The organism is Bacteroides sp. (assembly GCA_036351255.1).
Taxonomy (GTDB): domain Bacteria; phylum Bacteroidota; class Bacteroidia; order Bacteroidales; family UBA7960; genus UBA7960.
Window position 1 is genome coordinate 1 of the sequence record JAZBOS010000054.1, and the last position, 18,372, is coordinate 18,372.

General features: G+C 45.6%; 17 protein-coding genes. 11 read left to right on the forward strand and 6 right to left on the reverse strand.

The window, feature by feature from the left end; genetic code table 11:
- The 7 genes from V2I46_05180 to V2I46_05210 all read left to right on the forward strand — a co-directional run.
- Positions 1–494 (forward strand): thioesterase family protein (locus tag V2I46_05180; GenBank protein ID MEE4176884.1); only part of this gene is annotated, 494 nt, incomplete at its 5' end.
- An 18-nt stretch (positions 495–512) separates the two neighbouring features.
- Positions 513–908 (forward strand): OsmC family protein, encoded by a 396-nt coding sequence (locus tag V2I46_05185; protein ID MEE4176885.1) that lies wholly within the window; start codon positions 513–515, stop codon positions 906–908.
- 5 nt (positions 909–913) lie between these two features.
- On the forward strand, positions 914–1,276 hold the full coding sequence (locus V2I46_05190) for a CoA-binding protein (GenBank protein MEE4176886.1): 363 nt from the start codon (positions 914–916) through the stop codon (positions 1,274–1,276).
- A 33-nt stretch (positions 1,277–1,309) separates the two neighbouring features.
- The gene (locus V2I46_05195; protein ID MEE4176887.1) at positions 1,310–2,491 is read left to right on the forward strand and encodes a PLP-dependent aspartate aminotransferase family protein; all 1,182 of its coding nucleotides are present in this window, start codon (positions 1,310–1,312) and stop codon (positions 2,489–2,491) included.
- A 101-nt stretch (positions 2,492–2,592) separates the two neighbouring features.
- The gene (locus V2I46_05200) at positions 2,593–4,878 is read left to right on the forward strand and encodes a patatin-like phospholipase family protein (GenBank protein ID MEE4176888.1); all 2,286 of its coding nucleotides are present in this window, start codon (positions 2,593–2,595) and stop codon (positions 4,876–4,878) included.
- Positions 4,879–5,076: 198 nt separating this feature from the next.
- Positions 5,077–7,341 carry a DUF349 domain-containing protein gene (locus tag V2I46_05205; GenBank protein MEE4176889.1) on the forward strand — a complete coding sequence of 755 codons (2,265 nt, stop codon included), beginning with the start codon at positions 5,077–5,079 and terminating at the stop codon, positions 7,339–7,341.
- Positions 7,342–7,438: 97 nt separating this feature from the next.
- Positions 7,439–8,065 carry an outer membrane beta-barrel protein gene (locus V2I46_05210; GenBank protein ID MEE4176890.1) on the forward strand — a complete coding sequence of 209 codons (627 nt, stop codon included), beginning with the start codon at positions 7,439–7,441 and terminating at the stop codon, positions 8,063–8,065.
- 4 nt (positions 8,066–8,069) lie between these two features.
- Here V2I46_05210 and V2I46_05215 read toward each other — a convergent pair whose 3' ends face one another.
- Positions 8,070–9,290 carry an ABC transporter permease gene (locus V2I46_05215; protein ID MEE4176891.1) on the reverse strand — a complete coding sequence of 407 codons (1,221 nt, stop codon included), beginning with the start codon at positions 9,288–9,290 and terminating at the stop codon, positions 8,070–8,072.
- Between the two features lie 104 nt (positions 9,291–9,394).
- Positions 9,395–11,986 (reverse strand): ATP-dependent chaperone ClpB, encoded by a 2,592-nt coding sequence (gene clpB, locus V2I46_05220; GenBank protein ID MEE4176892.1) that lies wholly within the window; start codon positions 11,984–11,986, stop codon positions 9,395–9,397.
- A 229-nt stretch (positions 11,987–12,215) separates the two neighbouring features.
- On the opposite strand from clpB, the gene V2I46_05225 reads away from it, so the two are divergent.
- On the forward strand, positions 12,216–13,430 hold the full coding sequence (locus V2I46_05225) for a dicarboxylate/amino acid:cation symporter (GenBank protein ID MEE4176893.1): 1,215 nt from the start codon (positions 12,216–12,218) through the stop codon (positions 13,428–13,430).
- Positions 13,431–13,852: 422 nt separating this feature from the next.
- Here V2I46_05225 and V2I46_05230 read toward each other — a convergent pair whose 3' ends face one another.
- Positions 13,853–14,464, reverse strand: a complete 612-nt coding sequence (locus tag V2I46_05230; protein ID MEE4176894.1) for a hypothetical protein — start codon at positions 14,462–14,464, stop codon at positions 13,853–13,855.
- Positions 14,465–14,605: 141 nt separating this feature from the next.
- Here V2I46_05230 and V2I46_05235 point away from each other — a divergent pair, with 141 nt between their 5' ends.
- The 3 genes from V2I46_05235 (at position 14,606) to V2I46_05245 (ending at position 16,285) form a co-directional block, all read left to right on the forward strand.
- On the forward strand, positions 14,606–14,977 hold the full coding sequence (locus tag V2I46_05235; GenBank protein ID MEE4176895.1) for a hypothetical protein: 372 nt from the start codon (positions 14,606–14,608) through the stop codon (positions 14,975–14,977).
- 119 nt (positions 14,978–15,096) lie between these two features.
- Positions 15,097–15,294, forward strand: coding sequence for a hypothetical protein (locus V2I46_05240; GenBank protein ID MEE4176896.1), 198 nt, complete (start codon positions 15,097–15,099; stop codon positions 15,292–15,294).
- Positions 15,295–15,439: 145 nt separating this feature from the next.
- On the forward strand, positions 15,440–16,285 hold the full coding sequence (locus tag V2I46_05245; GenBank protein MEE4176897.1) for an Hpt domain-containing protein: 846 nt from the start codon (positions 15,440–15,442) through the stop codon (positions 16,283–16,285).
- Here V2I46_05245 and V2I46_05250 read toward each other — a convergent pair whose 3' ends face one another.
- The 3 genes from V2I46_05250 to V2I46_05260 are packed head-to-tail and all read right to left on the reverse strand — an operon-like array spanning position 16,286 to position 18,133.
- Positions 16,286–17,020, reverse strand: a complete 735-nt coding sequence (locus V2I46_05250; protein MEE4176898.1) for a methyltransferase — start codon at positions 17,018–17,020, stop codon at positions 16,286–16,288.
- Complete coding sequence (gene rimM, locus V2I46_05255) at positions 17,010–17,546, reverse strand: ribosome maturation factor RimM (GenBank protein ID MEE4176899.1); 537 nt, start codon at positions 17,544–17,546, stop codon at positions 17,010–17,012. Before rimM ends, V2I46_05250 begins: the two co-directional genes overlap by 11 nt.
- 29 nt (positions 17,547–17,575) lie before the next feature.
- Positions 17,576–18,133, reverse strand: a complete 558-nt coding sequence (locus tag V2I46_05260) for a 30S ribosomal protein S16 (GenBank protein MEE4176900.1) — start codon at positions 18,131–18,133, stop codon at positions 17,576–17,578.
- Between the last annotated feature and the right edge of the window lie 239 nt (positions 18,134–18,372).

Genomic DNA, 18,372 nt, shown 5'->3' on the forward strand with positions numbered 1-18,372 from the left:
CGAACCGTGCCCCTGCGGAAGTGGTAAGAAATCCAAACATTGCCACGGTGCAGGCGCTTAATATTTATTCCATGCATTTTGTTTCCGAAACACACGCGAGGGTCCGTTATGGCGAAACCGATCAAATGGGTTTCGCTTATTACGGGAATTACGCCCTATATTTTGAAGTTGGCAGGGCTGAAGCCATGCGAAAACTTGGGATGACCTACCGCCAAATGGAAGAAAAAGGCGTATATATGCCCATTGCTCAGATGAATGTTAAATACCTTAAACCTGCTCGCTATGATGATTTGCTGACTATCCGCACCATCGTAACCCAAGTCCCCACCTCAAGAATGATCTTTGATTATGAGGTGTATAATGAGGACGGAACCCTGCTCTGTGAAGGAAATACCGTGCTGGCTTTTATTAAGTATGCCAACCACAGGCCCTGTCCTGCACCTGACTGGTTTCTTGAGAAGCTTTTACCCTTAATGAATCAAACCGAATCATAAAAGAAATTTGAGGACACCATGGATATGAAAATTGTTCTGGGCGAAAATCAACGTGTTGAAGCCCATTATAAAGGGTTTGTTATTCAAACCGATCAGCCAACAGCGGTGGGGGGTGACAATAGTGCCCCGGCACCCTTTAATCTTTTTCTGGCATCTATTGGCACTTGCGCAGGATATTATGTCAAGGCTTTTTGTGATCAGAGAGGTATCCCCACCGAAGGCATTACGCTGGTTCAGAGAACACTTCGCAATGAGGAGAAACGTATGATTGGTGCCATAGAGATCAACATCCATCTTCCAAAAGACTTCCCTGAGCGTTACCGAGAATCCGTAATCAAGGCTGCCAATGCCTGCGCAGTGAAAAAACTCATTGCAAATTCCCCAGAATTTATTGTTAAAACCATTACAGAATAAACTGTATGAGTAAGAAAACCCTGGTTTTGGGGGCGAGCCATAAACCCGACCGCTATTCAAACCGTGCAGTCAAAAAATTGCTTGCATACAATCACGAAGTGTTTGCCATTGGTTTGCGCGAGTCTACCATCGAATCGATAAAGGTGCAGAAAGGCCAGCCGCCTCTGAAAGATATTCACACAGTTACTCTTTACATGAACCCTAAAAACCAGGAGCATTTCCTGGATTATATCATTGGCCTGAAACCTAAAAGAATAATTTTCAATCCAGGCACATGGAACCCTAAACTGGAAAAAATGGCCAGGGCTGAAGGTATTGAAACTGAAGAGGACTGCACCCTTATGATGCTGGATGCAGGGTTGTATTAAAAAATTATTTTCCCAAAATCAGATTAAAAGCAAATGGATACAAAAAAATCAGGATTCAACACCAAGTTAATTCATGCCGGAGCCTTTGAAGACCAGTTTGGAAGTGCTACGGTACCAATATACCAGACCAGCACCTTTAAATTCAGGGATGCCGACCATGGCGCTGCTTGTTTTGCCGGAGAATCTGATGGTTACATTTACACCCGCATAAACAATCCAACCATTGACGCCCTTGAAAAGCTGGTGGCAGAACTGGAGAATGGCTACCGCGGAATAGCCGTGAGTTCAGGGATGGGCGCCGTTAATACCATTTACATGGGATTGCTCAGCCAGCGCGATCATATGATTAGCTCTGCCGCTGTGTATGGCCCTTCGAGGGTGGTCATGGAGAAACACTATTCCCGTTTTGGGGTTGAATCCACTTATGTGGATACATCGAACCTTGACAATATTCGCAAGGCTATACGCCCCAATACCAAAATGATTTTTATTGAAACTCCTGCCAACCCAACTATGGATATCACTGATCTGGAAGGGGTGGTAAAAATTGCCAGGGAACACAATCTGGTCACGGTGGCCGACAATACCTTTTGCAGTCCTTACCTGCAGCGCCCCCTTGATTATGGGTTCGACGTAGTTTTCCATAGCATTACCAAATTTCTAAACGGGCATGCAGATGTTGTTGGCGGAATCGTTGTAACCCGTGAAAAAGCTTTGTACGATATTTTAAGGCCAATGATGGTTAACCTGGGTTGCAATATGGATCCTCATCAGGCCTACCTGGTCATCCGGGGTCTTAAGACCTTGTCGCTGCGCGTAGAAAGATCACAGCAGAGTGCCCAGAAAATAGCCCAGTTCCTGCTCGATCACCCAAAAATTGAATGGGTTAAATATCCCGGTTTGAAAAACCATCCTCAATATGAATTGGCGGGCAGGCAAATGGCTGGCCCGGGTGCTATGATTAGCTTCGAACTTAAGGGTGGCCTGCAGGCAGGAAAGATCCTGATGAATAATGTCAAACTGTGCATGCTCGCGGTCTCTCTGGGAGGTGTGGAAACCCTCATTCAGCACCCTGCCAGTATGACCCACTCCAAAATGGGACAAGAGGACCGGGTTGAAGCCGGAATAACCGATGGGCTTGTGCGTTTCTCCGTCGGGATTGAAAATGTGGAAGATATCCTAGCTGATTTAGAACAAGCACTTGAAAAAATCTGATCCCCCTTTTTTCGCCTTTTTTCTTATTGGGGCTTACAATTGTTTTTTAACTTTACATGTAAGAAAATAAAATATCTCTTTTGAATTCCCGGCATGAAAAAATGAAATTAAAGCGCTCTTTTGTCCTGTTGGTTCTATGCCTTTCACTGGTTAATGGCGCCTCAGCCCAAAGGGTAGGCGTCGTATTAAGCGGGGGAGGTGCTAAAGGGGTTGCACATGTCGGGCTTTTAAAGGCACTGGAAGAAAACAATATTCCCATCGATTACATTGCAGGCACCAGTATGGGAGCCATCATCGGCGGTATGTACGCAAGCGGGTTTTCGCCGGACAGCATTGAGAAAATCGTTACCAGTTCAGAATTCCAGTCATGGGCCCTGGGGACTATCGATGAGGAATACAACTTTTATTTCAAACAGTTGCCTGAGAACGCCTCCTGGATTTCGATAAAATTTACCATTGACTCAGTTTGGCAACCCCAATTGCCCACCAGCCTTGTCTCGCCCGTTCAAATGGATTTTGCGGGAGTGCAATATCTTTCTTCTGTAAACGTGGCTTCTGAAGGCAGTTTTGACAGCCTTTTCATTCCTTTCCGCTGCGTTGCTGCCGATATTGAGCGAAAAAAAGCCGTAGTTTTCCGCGATGGAGAAATCTTCCCGGCCATCCGGGCATCTATGACATATCCTTTTGTTTTTAAGCCCATCAGAATTGATGGCAGGCTCTTGTTCGACGGCGGTATTTACAACAACTTCCCTGTTGATGTCATGCAGGTAGATTTTAACCCTGATTTTATTATTGGCAGCGTTGTGGCCCAAAACTTTGATCCACCTACTGAAGACGATGTCCGTTCTCATTTAGAGAACCTTTTGGTAAGCAGAACAGATTATATCATCGAAGAAGAAATTGGCATCCTCATCAAACCTGATATTCCCCGGGTGAATGTTACCGATTTTTCCTACTCCCAGATGATACTTGACAGTGGTTATGTAGCCACTCAACGAGTCATCAAACAAATTAAGAACAGGGTTCCCAGAGAAGTTTCCCAGCAGGAAAGAGAAGCCAGAAGAAATGCCTTCAATAGCAAAAAACCGCCAGTGATCGTGGACAGGATTTTCTTCAGGGGTGTTAACGAAGCCCAAATGGACTACATTAACAAACTTCTTTACGAGCGTAAGCCCACACCGATCGAAGAAATCAAGGTCGAATATTTTAAACTTCTGGCAGAGGAGCATATTGAACTTTTGGTTCCAAGCGTTGAATACAACCCCAATACGGGTTATTACGACTTGTACCTTGACGTTACCCTGGATGAGGATTTGATCATGCAATTCGGTGGCAATATTTCAAGCAGCCCGGTTAACCTGACTTTTTTTGAGGCCCAATACCACCGGCTTGGGTACAAGGCTTATACGGCCGTGGCCAATGCCTTTGTCGGAAGGTTTTACAACTCTGTACACTTAATGGGGCGTATGGGTTTTCCTACAAAAATGCCTTTTTTCGTAGAAGGAAGCTATACCCTGAATAATTACAATTTTTTCCAGACCAATACCCTCTTCTTTCAGGATCAGACCCCATCGTATCTGCGAATCAATCAAAATTTTCTTCACCTTAAAGCTGGCTTTCCCGCCCGTTACACCGGTAAGATCCTACTTGGGGCAACATCCGGAATTACACGCTACGATTATTATCAAACCAATCAGTTTGCACGAACGGATACCACCGATCGCACCGATTTGAGTTTTTTCAGTCCTTATTTTGTATTTGAACGCAATACCCTCAATCGCAAGCAATTTCCCAATGAGGGTACTTTCTTTTCCTTTGGCCTGCGTTACGTTACCGGACTGGAAAGGCATATCCCGGGTTCCACTTCCCTTATGACCCAGCGATCGCGCGATAAACACGATTGGTGGCAGTTGCGAATTGATTACCAAAATTTCTTTGCCCGTACCAGGAATGTCACCATCGGCCTTTTTTCTGAATTGATTCTTTCTAACAAAAGTTTATTTTCAAATTATACAAGCAGCCTGCTTACCGCTCCGAGTTTCGACCATGTGCCTGAGACCAGAAGTGTCTTCCTGCCTAAATACCGAGCCAACAGTTTTATAGTATTGGGATTTAAAGGCATTTATTCCATTTCAAGAAATACCGACCTCAGGATTGAAGCTTATGCATTTCAGCCTTTCCGGGAGATCCTCTCAAGCGATGACCATATGCCTTACCTAAGCCCTTATTTTGAAAATACTTATTTTCTGCTTTCCACCTCTCTTGTTGCCAATACACGGCTGGGACCAGCATCCCTGACTTTCAACTTCTTCGACCGTTACGAAGCGCCTTTTTCCCTTTCCCTTAATTTTGGGTATCTGATTTTTAACCAAAACCCCCTTCATTAGGCTGACCTGATCGTTTAAATGGTTAAAAATGAACAAAAAACATTTTTTACCATATCAAAATATTTATAATTTTGTGGGCTTTGATTAATAAGGCATGGCTGAATACCGGAATTTTGGTTTACACACTTTAATGGAAAGTGTTTTTAACGCCGTTTTGCTCTAAAACTTTAATTAGTATTAATTTTTAATTTTTTCTTAATGAAAAAAAAGGAACAACTGGACCCCAAAGCCGATCAGCCTGTTGATCAGCAGGGGGATGAGAGCCTGAAAGCTGATCAAACAGCACCCACCGATGAAGCCGAAAATGCTGGTGAACCTGAACAGGGAAAAGAGGTAATTGAACCTGGTTCTGAAACCACCGAAGTGGTTGAAGCCGCCTCCGAAACGGAAGCCATCCAACCTGAAGAAGAAGCAAAAGAACCAGAACCTGAAGCGGAAGCCACAGAAAAAACTCCCGAAGACGTTGTGGCTTCAACCGAGGCCACCCCTGAGGACCCCACTGCTGACGAAACCGCTGAACCTGTTGCTGATCCCAACGACAAAGTAACCCCTGAAGAATCAGGATCAGAAGAAGAAACACCTGCCGTTTCTGAGGAACCCCCTGTTGAAGAAACGAAAACTGCAACCGTTCCCCCAGTGGCGCCTGCTACTGAAAAGGCAGAGATATCCGCAGAGGAAGAGGAAGAAGAGGAGGAAGAAGAGGCCGAGCATGAAGAAGGGGAGGAAACGGAAGACCTCAATGAGCATTACGGAAAAATGGACAAGGACGAACTTGTGCAAGTGCTGGAAGCGCTCGTAAAGCATGAGGATATTAACTTCATCAGGAAACACATTGGTTATATCAAAGCAGCTTTCCGGAAACTCACCAAGGATGATCACCTCGTTCATTATGAAAAATCAATTTCGCAGGAAGAAGTTGAGGAAGGTGCTCAAGCACAGGAAACCCCAACAGATCCTTTAGTCCAACGGTTCGAGCATGCGATTAATGTTTACAAGGAAAAGAAAGCCGTCTTCGATCAAGCCCTCGAAAAGCATAAACAAGAAAACCTGGATGTTAAGGAAAAAATCCTTGAAGAACTGAGAAACCTCATCGAATCGGAGGAAGAACTCAAGAAAACTTACGACCAGTTCCGCGATCTGCAGGAAAAGTGGCGCGATATCGGCCCCGTGCCCCAAAACGCAAAAAATACCCTTTGGAACAATTACCACTTCCTGGTTGAAAAGTTTTTTGATAAGGTCAAGATCAACAAGGAACTCAAAGACTTGGACCTCAAGAAAAACCTCGAGCTGAAAACCGAATTGTGTGAAAAAGCAGAAGAACTGCTTCTCGAGCCATCCATCGTCAAGTCTTTCCAGCGGTTGCAGAAACTGCATGAAGCCTGGAAAGAAACCGGGCCGGTTCCTAATGACAAAAAAGAAGAAATATGGGAACGATTCAGGGCTGCTACCGAAAAGCTTAACAAGCGTCGTCAAGAATATTATGACGGCCTGCGTGAGGAACAGCAGAAAAACCTTGCTGCCAAACTGGTACTCTGCGAAAAAGCCGAACAACTGGCCTCCCAGTCACCGGAAACCCCACGTCAGTGGCAAGACCTGACCAATCAGATCAATGAACTCTTTAAGATGTGGAAAACCATTGGTTTTGCTCCTAAAAAGGTTAACAACGAGGTCTGGACCCGCTTTCGTAATGCGCTTGATTCATTTTTTAACAACAAAAAAGAATTCTTCCAGAAGTTCAAGGAAAATCAGACGGAGAATTACAACCAGAAACTGAATTTATGTCTTCAGGCCGAAGCCCTGAAAGAAAGTAATGATTGGCGCAGGACAACGGATGAATTGATTGCCTTGCAGCACGAATGGAAAAAGATAGGGACTGTTCCCAACAAGTTCTCCGACAAGATTTGGAAACGCTTCCGGGCAGCCTGCGATGAATTCTTTAAAAAGAAGTCAGAATATTTCGCTAATATTGGCGAAATGCAGGAAGAGAATCTGCAGAAGAAAAAGGATATTATTGAACAGATTCACACCTATGCCTATTCGGACGACAACTCAGAAAACCTGAAAGTCATCAATGATTTTCAGCGGCAATGGATGGAGATCGGTCATGTTCCCATCAAACAAAAAGACAAGATACAGGGTGAATACCGGAAGGCTATTGATGAGCAGTTTGAAAAACTGGGTATCAGCAAAAAAGCCAAGAGCACCCTGTCCTTCCGCTCGAAGATCGAAAACATCAAGCATACCCCAAATGCCGATCATATCATATATAAGGAAAGGAATTTCCTGCTCAACAAGATCAGCACCATTCAAAATGACATCAAGGTTTGGGAAAACAATATCGGATTCTTCGCTTCTTCAACAAAAGCCGATATTCTCAAAAACGAGTTTGAAGAGAAGATAGAAAAGGCAAAACAGGAAATTACCATCCTCGAAGAAAAGCTCAAGATCCTGAGGGAATCTTAAAATGAAAGCCGGGAATCCACCCGGCTTTTTTTATTTTGCAAAACAAAAACATCGCTTTGGAGTTTTATAAAAAAAGCCTTTCCAAAAACGAAAAAAGATGAAGCGCTATATTCTTATTTCGGCTATTCTGGTCTTTTCAGTCACTTTAGTCCATGGGCAATATACTAGTTTTGGGCTGAAGGCAGGCCTAAACTTCAAAAGCCTGCCCAGTGAACAAAACGGGTCAACCTCTGATTACATCATTTCGGCCTTCTCCGATTCCTATACAGGCTATCACGTCGGGGGCGTGGCCTTTTTTGTCTTCAGGGGCGGCTTCTTTCAGCCTGAACTGTTATACACACAAACCGGGCGTGATATGCGCCTGGAATACATCCAACCCCAGCAGGAGGATGAATATTTTACCCAAATGTATAGCCACCTTGTCTTACCGCTGTTTGGCGGAGCAAAATTCGGCAGCCTGAAAATCGGGGCAGGGCCCGTATTCTCCTTTCTCGTGAACAACTGGAATGACCTTGGCATCGAGGATGATTACCAACAGGAACTCAATAAGCTAACCCTGGGTTACCATTTAGGTGCGGGCCTTGAATTGGGCAACTTAATGCTCGACTTTAAATACGAAGGCAATCTCACCAGGTTTGGTGAAGGAATCACCATTGGTGAAGAGACCATCAATTTCGATACCCGGCCCCAACAGTTTATCCTGAGCCTGGGATTGCTGTTCTGATTATTTACCTGAATGTAATGGCTTTGACGGGCGAGATGCGGGTCACAATCATCGAAGGAACGATGAGCATCAGCATGCATATGGCAAAAGTACCCAGGTTGAGCAACAGGATAGGAATCAGATCCAGGTTAATAGGCACCTGTGAGACGTAATAAGAGTCCTGGGGAAGCGCAATGACCCCAAACCGGTATTGTATCCAGCAAAGGAGAAGTCCCGCTACATTGCCCCAAAACAGCCCCTTGGCGATGGTAAAAGAGGCATTGTAAAGAAACACTTTCCTTACCAAAAGATTTGACCCCCCAACCGCTTTCAGAATTCCAATCATATTGGTTTTCTCCAGCACCGCAATCAGGAGTGTTGTGATCATGTTTATTCCTGCCACAAGCACCATAAGGAAGAGAATCACATAGACATTCATGTCGAGCAGGGCCAGCCAGTCAAAGATCTGAGGATAAATATCACGGATGCTCCGTGCATTCAGATCATAGGGAATTATTTCGAATACAGCCTGTTTAATGGTATCAATTTCCTTGAAATCATTTACGAGGACCTCAAATCCGCCAATCTGATTCTCACTCCATTGATTTAACCTTTGTATGTGGCGAATGTCGCCCAGGATAAACACTTCGTCCAGCTCTTCAAGGCCGGTTTCATAAACACCGGCCACGGTAAATCGCCGGATGGCCGGGGGCTCCTGGATGAAATACACAAAAATGGTCTGGCCGGGCTCCAACCGGAGGCGGTTTGCAATGAATTTGGAAATGATCACTTCGTCCGAACGGGCAGAATCACTTAAGATAATTGGGGTACCAGCAACCATGCGATCCCGGAAGAAAGCCCAGTCAAAGTCAGTCCCAATGCCCTTCATCACAATGCCGTGGATATCCTCGTCGGTTTTTATTATTCCTGACTTGGTGGCAAAAGCCTGAACATGCCTGATCCCTGGCAATTTCTTCAAAGGCTCCAGAAAATCCTGCTCACGGCTGATAGGGCTAGGTTCATACGATACATTGTAATCAAGATTGGTCACCTGAATATGTGCCCCAAATCCAATGACCTTCTCGCGAATCTCACTCTGAAAACCGGTAACCACTGCCACGGAAATGATCATAACCGCCAGACCCAGCGCAATGCTCAGGACGGATATTTTGCGAATCAGGCCTGCAAAAGATTTTCCTTTTTTTCTGGATCCTATGCGGCGGGCTATGAATAGCGGAGTGTTCAATTTGGTTTGCCTTTGGGTTGATTGCAAAAGTAGGATTTTTCCCAAAGAAAAAAGCGGAAACTTCATAATGAAATGTTCCGCTTAAACTGAAAGGCACCAAATGGTTATTTGGTGAACACTAGTCCGTTTTTTTCTGCATCCACTTTTACCACCTCATCCTTACCAATCCTGCCTGCAAGAATTTCTCTTGACAAGCGGTTGAGCAAGTTTCGCTGAATCACACGTTTCAATGGCCTTGCACCAAATTGCGGATCAAAGCCTTCCCGGGCTATCCAGTCAATGGCTGAAGGGGATAACTCCAGGCGAATAGCACTCTCTTGGAGCATCTCCTGAACGCGGCGAAGCTGCAGTTCTACAATCCCGGCAATCTCTTCACGCGTGAGCGGGCTGAACATAATGATCTCATCCACACGATTAATGAACTCAGGACGGATGGTCCGCTTCAGCAGCAGAAACACCTCCTCACGCGTTCTATCCAAAACCTCTTCTCGGTTCAAATCAGTTAATCCTTCAAGTTTCTCCTGGATCAGCCCCGAACCAATATTCGAAGTCATAATAATGATAGTGTTCTTGAAATCAGCAGTCCTTCCCTTGTTATCTGTCAATCGTCCGTCTTCCAATACCTGCAATAGGATATTGTACACATCCGGATGGGCTTTCTCGATTTCATCCAGCAACACCACCGAATAAGGCTTGCGGCGCACGGCTTCGGTCAGCTGTCCGCTTTCCTCATAGCCTACATAACCTGGAGGAGCCCCAATGAGGCGACTTACGGTATGCCGCTCCTGGTATTCCGACATATCGATCCTGACCAAAGCATTTTCGTCGTTAAACAGGAACTCTGCCAGAGCCCTTGCCAGCTCGGTTTTACCAACGCCAGTAGTACCCAGGAAAATGAACGAACCTACAGGCCGTTTTGGGTCGTGCAGGCCTGCCCGGCTTCGCCTGATGGCATCAGAAACAGCTGCTATGGCTTCATCCTGCCCGACAACCCGCTTATGCAATTCATCTTCCAGCAGAAGCAACTTCTCTCGTTCGCTCTGAAGCATCTTGCTCACAGGAATCCCGGTCCAACGCGAAACTACATCGGCAATGTCCTCGGCGGTCACTTCCTCTTTAATCAGCGCACTTTCGGCCTGCATTTCCTTCAGTTTCTGATTCATTTCCTCCAGGTGCTGCTCGCTTTCCTTAATACGCCCGTAGCGGATCTCGGCCACTTTGCCAAAATCACCATTGCGCTCTGCCTGTTCTGCATCAAAGCGGTACTCTTCAATCGACTGCTTCAGCGACTGAATCTGCTGAACAACTTCTTTCTCACTTTCCCACTTGCTTCTTAGCCTGTTTTGCTCATCCTGCAAATTGGCCAGTTCCTCAGCGATCACCTTCAGCTTGGCTTCATCCTTTTCTCGTTTGATTGCCTCGCGTTCAATCTCAAGCTGTCTTATCCTGCGTTCCACCTCATCCAGTTCTTCCGGCACCGAGTTCATCTCAAGCCGCATTTTGGAGGCCGCTTCATCCATCAGGTCAATGGCCTTGTCGGGAAGAAAGCGGTCGGTGATATAGCGCTGCGACAAGTCAACGGCCGCAATAATGGCTTCATCTTTGATCCTTACCTTATGATGGGTCTCATAACGTTCCTTTAGCCCGCGCAAAATACTGACTGCATCAAGTTTGCCCGGTTCATTTACCATGACGATCTGGAAGCGGCGCTCGAGCGCTTTGTCTTTCTCAAAATAGCGCTGGTATTCTTTCAGTGTGGTGGCGCCCACCGCCCTGAGTTCACCCCGGGCAAGGGCTGGTTTGAGGATGTTGGCAGCATCCATAGCACCTTCTCCTCCACCCCCGGCACCTACCAGGGTATGGATCTCATCAATAAACAGAACGATCTCACCATCTGAGCTAACCACCTCTTTTACGACAGCTTTCAGGCGTTCTTCAAATTCTCCCTTATACTTGGCCCCTGCAATCAGGGCACCCATATCCAGCGAAAAAATCCTTTTCGACCTTAGGTTTTCTGGCACATCACCATTCACGATCCGGTGGGCAAGACCTTCGGCAATAGCTGTTTTCCCTACACCGGGCTCACCGATCAGGATGGGATTATTTTTCGTTCGGCGGGTCAAAATCTGCAGGATCCGGCGGATTTCCTCATCCCTCCCGATCACCGGGTCCAGTTTTCCCGATAAGGCCAGGTCGTTCAGGTTACGCGCATATTTATTCAGGGCATTGTAAGTGTCTTCAGCTGTCTGGCTTTTTACGGCAGAGCCCTTTCGAAGCTCCCTGGTTGCTTCTTTCATTCCGGAAGCGGTCAGGCCTGTATCTTTCAGGATCTGTGCCACGCTATCCTTCCCTGACACCAGGGCCAGTAAAAGGTGTTCGATGGAGATAAACTCATCCCCAAAATCTTTCAGGGAGGCCAGGGCCTTCTGGAGAGTCTGATTGCAGGCCGACGACAGGTAGATCTCCCCCCCAGCTACCTTCGGATAACTTTGAATCTCACGGTCCAGCACTTGCTGGAGACCCTGCACGTTCACATTGTTTTTCTTTAAAAGATAAGGGGCTACATTGTCATCCACAGCCAAAATACCCTTCAGCAGATGCCCATTCTCAACGGCCTGATGTTGATAACCGGTGGCGATCTCCTGGGCCTTTTGTATGGCTTCCTGCGATTTTATGGTAAAATGATTCAAATTCATAATGCTCCTTCTATTTTTTCAATAAGTCATCAAATTATTAACCAAGACCGATTTTTGTAATCTTTAAGCCATTTTGGCATTTAAAAACACCCGTGAATGCCATTTTTACAGTGTCTTGCGACGATAAAAAAATTTAGCGCTTTGCCAATTCTTTTGTAATATTGCCCTTCCCTTGGTGCCTTACAATGGCCGGTTCGCAATTTACATTAACTTTAAAAACCGCTGGCAAGTGAAAAAGATTCAACTGCATTGGCAAATACTGATCGCCCTGATCCTGAGCATCCTGTTTGGTATGTTCTTTCCTGCCCAGGTAAAATATGTCGAATGGATGGGCACCCTATTCCTTCGGTCACTCCAGATGATCATTGTTCCGCTCATTTTCTCTTCCATTGTTTCGGGAGTCACAGGTTTAGGCTCAGCCAAGAACCTGGGCAGAATGAGCCTTAAGACCATCTCCTACTATATATTTACCAGTTTGTTTGCCATTGTTACCGGCCTGATCCTGGTCAACCTTATCAAACCAGGCATAGGAGCAGACCTGGGCTTTAGCAAAGTGGTGGAAGAACTGGGCGCTACCCGCGATTCCTTTGGGCAAACCCTGTTGAAGATTATCCCTACCAATATTATTGATTCCATGGCTAATGGTGACCTGCCAGCTATTATTTTCTTTGCCATTTTCTTTGGTTTCTTTGCCACAAGGGTTATCCCGGAATACAGGGAACCTGTGGTGACTTTCTTCAATGCCATCTTCGAAATTATGATGAAAATCACCATGTTTGTGATCAAATTCACTCCCTTAGGTGTCTTTGGCATTGTTGCAGGAATTATGGCCGACAACGCAGGCAATCTAATGAACATCTTCGGACGCATGGGCGTATATATGCTTACGGTCATTGTTGCCCTGACCATTCATGCCTTTATCACACTGCCTTTAATGGTCAAGCTGCTTGGACGCGCCAACCCAATGAAGCATTTCCGGGGGATGTCAGTACCCCTTCTGACGGCATTCTCCACCTCAAGCAGCAGCGCAACCCTGCCTCTGACGATGGAAGCCGTTGAATTTAACAGTGGGGTATCAAACAAAACCACCAGCTTTGTGCTGCCCCTGGGAGCCACCATTAACATGGACGGAACAGCCCTTTATCAATGCATTGCAGTGTTATTTATCGCGCAAGCCTATGGGGTTGATCTGACCATCCTGCAACAACTGATCGTAATCCTCACAGCCCTTCTTGCCTCCATAGGTGCTGCTGGCATCCCCATGGCCGGGCTGGTCATCATTACCGTTATTCTTTCAGCAGTGGGGCTCCCCCTGGAAGGGGTGGGGCTCATCCTGGCTGTCGATCGTCCTCTCGATATGTTCCGAACCACGGTAAACGTTTGGAGCGACTCATGCGGGGCTGTGATCATAGCCAAATCTGAAGGCGAAACCCTCAATGTTTAGGGTGACCGTTTGACCATATCCGGGTTTCCATCCTGATTACCCCATTCCATTGAGCGGCATATAGGGTCAATTACAATCTTTAATAAGCTCATAATCAAAGAACTGAAATAGTTCATGAGTTATTTTTTTAAACCATTTAAATCCATTTAAAGGGCAAACCATTTTCATAGTTAATACGTAGTTAAAACGGAGTTTATACGGTTTAAACCGTATAAACTCCGAGGATGGTCCGAGCCTGATACGATAGTGGTCAGGCGCCATCGGTTTAAAAACAGGCAGAGAAAAATCAAGTGAAAGAAAATGAGAACAGCCCAGAAAAAAATTAGAAAGCCACGGGGAAAAGGGTAGGGCAGGGCTGCGGTAAAAAGAAAGCCGTCAACAGGATAACCCTGTGACGGCTTGATATTTATTGCAAAATGGATTTACAACTTGGTGAAGGTCAGGGTGCCTGTAATGGTTCGGGGGTCGCCTCCAACCAGGTAAGTCATGGTGTAATCTATTTCAATGAGCGACTGGGTTTCGCCGTTATAGGTACCGGTTCCTTCCACCCATTCCTGGGAAGTCCAGAGTTCCTGGCGTTCAATGGTGATTACATCGCCTTCTATATCCATAAGAACATCGGGAATGCCTTCAAAATCGCCCAGATTTGAAATGATCAGGCGGTTAAAGGCCTGGGACGACTGAGCCACGGAACTGTTGTAGGTAAAAGTGCCATCATCGGAAACATCCACAACGCTATAGGTGCCTGCCAGCAGGTCGCTCTTCACATAAACATTGCGCTGGGCATTGGCAGTTTCATAAACATAGGTCAAAACATAATGGTTCACCTTGTATTTGCTGAACTCAGGATTCCAGAGTTCCTGAACATCGCCGCTGATGCCTTCAGTCTCATACCCGGGGTCAACAAAATCTTCGCCAAGGTCCAGTTCCACGTCACCTCCATTGAGTGTGATCAGCGGATCTTTCTGGCAACTGGTGAAGGTAAGGGTCAGCGTAAGCAAAATAAACAAAATGCCAAAGAATTGCTTTTTCATAATAAAAAAATTTTAACAGGAATAAAATGTTAGATATTAATTGTTGTTGCAAAATTAAGGTTTTTCAATTGGCAATGGGTTTCTTCCACGCAAAATATTAATTTTGCAAAGTTATTTATCACTATTTTAAACGTTACCCTTATGAAAAAATTTTCTTTGCTTTTGATTTCCTTCCTTTTATTGAGTTTTGTGTCGTGCGGGCCCAGTGCCAAGCAGAAAGCTGCTGAACAAGCACGGCTGGACTCGATCGCAGCTGTTGAGGAGTTGCGGATTCAGGATTCCATTGCTGAAGCTGAAGCCCTGAAAGCAGCCAAGGCTGCTGCTGCCGCTGATGCCATAAGTCCGGAAGTGACCGCCCCTGTGCAACCCGAAGGAACCACTCGCACCCGCTCGGTCGAAGCAAAAGAAGCCGACCAATCTGATGTTACGAGAATTCGCCGGGCACCCGAAGAATCCGTCAAAGAAGTGGTTGATTCGACTACAACCCGCAAAAGAAGATCTGGTGTACAGTAACATCCATTGTTATTAATTCAACAAAATATTTTAATAGATACCCTTGTTATTGTCAGGGATTTATTGTTATTTTGTACACGATTTCAGAACATTCACCAATTTAAATTAAACCAAAACAAATGAAGAAGATTTTTGCATTACTGACCGTAGCAGGTATGCTTTTCTTTTTTGGATGCAATTCAGCTAACCAACAAGAAGCTGCTGAAGAAGTAGAACAAGTTGAAGAAGTTGTTGAAGAAGCAGTTGAAGAAACTGAAGAAGCAACTGAAGAAGTAATTGAAGAAGCTGAAGCAGAAGCCGAAGAGATTGTTGAGTAACTCCTGCTAATGACGAAAAAGGAAGCCTGGCTATGCCAGGCTTCCTTTTTTTATACCTGCAGACAATGCCTTCATTTTCAGTAATAATACTTAGTTTTTCACTGCAAAGGTTTTTTACATTTGAATCCGACAAGTTAAATGGTCTATGGATTCTAATATTCCTGCTGTAAAAAACAACCTGCTGCTATTGCAGCATCAGCCCATCATGGCTTCCGTTGTCAAACCTGCAGTCTTACCCCTGGGCTGCCAACTCAGCATTGCCAATGATAGCAGGCAATTTTTTCGGAAATACCATGAAAGCCTGCTGAACCCTTTTCAAATATTTGGTTGTTCACCTTTCCAAGGCATTTTGATGGATTTGGTGAATGCAGGCCATAAAACCCTGGAAGTCCTTTCTGAATTACATGCAAGGTTTTCGAATCTTCCCCCTGTTGTTGGTCTGTGCAGGGCAAATATTGGAAAACAAGCTGACTACTTCCTGGGGGAGGGTTTTGATAAACTGATAGACTTCCCGGGCACAGAGAACGCCCTACAAGCCCAGTTAAGGGATCTCCTGAAGAAAAACAATAAAGCACTGGGAAAGCCAAAGGCTGAACCTCTGAACTACCAGTTTGACAGCCTGCCTGTAGTTAACTTAAAAACATACGGCTTGTTTAAGGAATTTGCCACCCTGCAGGATTTTCCGCTTGATGATCTATTCCATAGCTTTTTCCAGGAAATGGAAGGTTTTATCCTTCGCCTGATCAAACAATATGAGGAAGGAAATTATAAGGCTTGTCAGGCCCTTACCACGTCCATCAGGAGCCTGAGCGGCACCCTTGGCGCTTCGCAAATGGCGCAAACCAGCCGTAATATGGAGTTTTGCCTGAAAACAGGAAAGCCTGAAGAGACAGGGGATTGGCTACCCTACCTGATTGAACAGTTTATGTTACTTCGCGAATATTTTGAAATACAGCCTTCCGTACTCGAAGAAACTGCCCTGCTGAACTGATCAGAAATCTAGATAAAAGTTTTTTGTTAACGCCTGATAGGCCTGGGAATAAGCGTGCCTTTGCCCGGTTTCGATGCTGAGGGCTTCGGTGAGCATTGCGCCAGGGGCAGGCGAGAAGGCCATGATGATACGTTTGGGATTCTGCCCCGGATTCGGCCTGACCAGGATTTTTCGCCGGCTTTTCATTCCCAGTTTCTTAGCCAGGATCTCCATCTCGCTTTCCTGCTCGGCGGGTACAATGATCAAAAATATGCCTTCCGGGCTGATAATCTTGCTGACCCCTTTAAATAAATCTTCAGCAGGCAGGCTGTCATCGTGTCGGGCCTGATTCCTTTTCTGATCAGGGCTTTGCAAACTGTTTCGAAAATACGGGGGATTACAGACAATCAGTTCAAAAGTTCCGGGCACACTTGCCGCAAAATCCTGAAAACGCTCCTTCAATACTACAATTCTATCAGGCCAGGGACTTTCGGCCACATTCTTCAGCGCCATCGTGAAAGCGCCTGCTTCCGGGTCCAATGCCGTAATATTTGCCTTTGTTTCCTGCGCCAGCATCAGTGCGATCAAGCCACACCCGGTTCCAATATCCAGGGCCCTTGAAGCCTGATAATTAGCAGCCACACTCCCAAGCAAAACCCCATCGGTGCCAATCTTCATGGCGCAGCCCTGGTCGGAAAGGGAAAATTGTTTAAAGTGAAAGCGTTTGTCCGGGGGTGAGCCTGACTTACTGTTCATTGAGATATAAGTCAATCAGGCCTTCAGGAGCCTGAATATAGATCTTTTTGTTTTTCCGGTCCACTTTTTGAATGAACTGGTCACTGGCCGGAATCAGGACTTCCTTTTCGCCAGCCTGGATCTGGAACACAGGGTTAGCAGGCAATTCAAGGACACTAATCACCGGTCCAAGGGGGCCTTTAACAGCGTCTATTATTTGGAAACCGGTAATTTCGTGGAAATAAAAATCGTTGCCTTTCAGGGGGGGTAAAAATTCGAGGGGAAGATACATCTCAGCACCTGTCAGGTGCTGGGCTTTTTCAGGGGTATCGACATTTTGAAAACGTACCGTAGCTTCTGCGCTATTGGGACGGATTTGTATCTTTTCCACAAAAAAAGGAATCAGTTTTCCTTCCAGAAGAATGAAAACTGATTCCAGTTTCTTGTAATATCCGGGGGTATCAACATCGAGGAAAACCATTACCTCTCCCTTGTACCCAAATGTTTTGGTTACATAACCCAGGTAAAAGCAATCGTTTTGGTTCATGGTCGATTACCAGGTTATGATTAGACAGGCTATTCAGCGGCGGGCTCTTCGGATCCCTGCTCAGGAGCTTCGGCCTCGGGGGCTTCTTCTGTTGCTTCTTCGGCAACTTCTTCAGCCTTCTGGCTGTCTTTCTCACGCCTTTTGGCCAATTCAGCTTCGCGGGCTTCCTTCACCTTACGTTCAGCTTCCACACGCTTTTTAAGCTGTTCTTTTTTGGTCAATTCTTTCTCTGAAGAGAGTTGTTTCAGTTTGCCCGTTTTTTCTTCTTTCCAGACATTGAAACGTTCTTCTACCTGCTCTTCTGTCAGCGCACCCTTAGCAATACCCTTGATCAGGTGATGCTTGAGCATAACGCCTTCGCGCGATAAAATGCTGCGGGCAGTGTCGCTGGGTTGAGCCCCTACCTGCACCCAGTAAAGCGTGCGATCAAAGTCGATTTGAATGGTAGCAGGGTGGGTCATGGGGTTGTAGGTGCCAAGTCTTTCAATAAACTTTCCATCTCGGGGTGCACGACCATCCGCAACTACCAGGTGGTAAAAAGGTTGTCCTTTTTTACCTTTCCTTTGTAGTCTGATTCTTGTTGGCATTGAATACTAAATTTTAAGTTGTAACAATAGTGTTTTTCAGGGGTGCAAATATCAGGCTTTTTTTTGAAATAAAAAAGTTTTATTGCCCATATCTTTCTGCCTCTCAGTCGTCGCACCACTAATCCTGATACAATAAAATCTTAACAGGCCTAGAGAATAAAAAAATGATGCCTTTTGTGGATAAATAATCCTCGTCCTTCCCCGGGATTTTGTATATTTTTATTGTTTCAAATTTACTG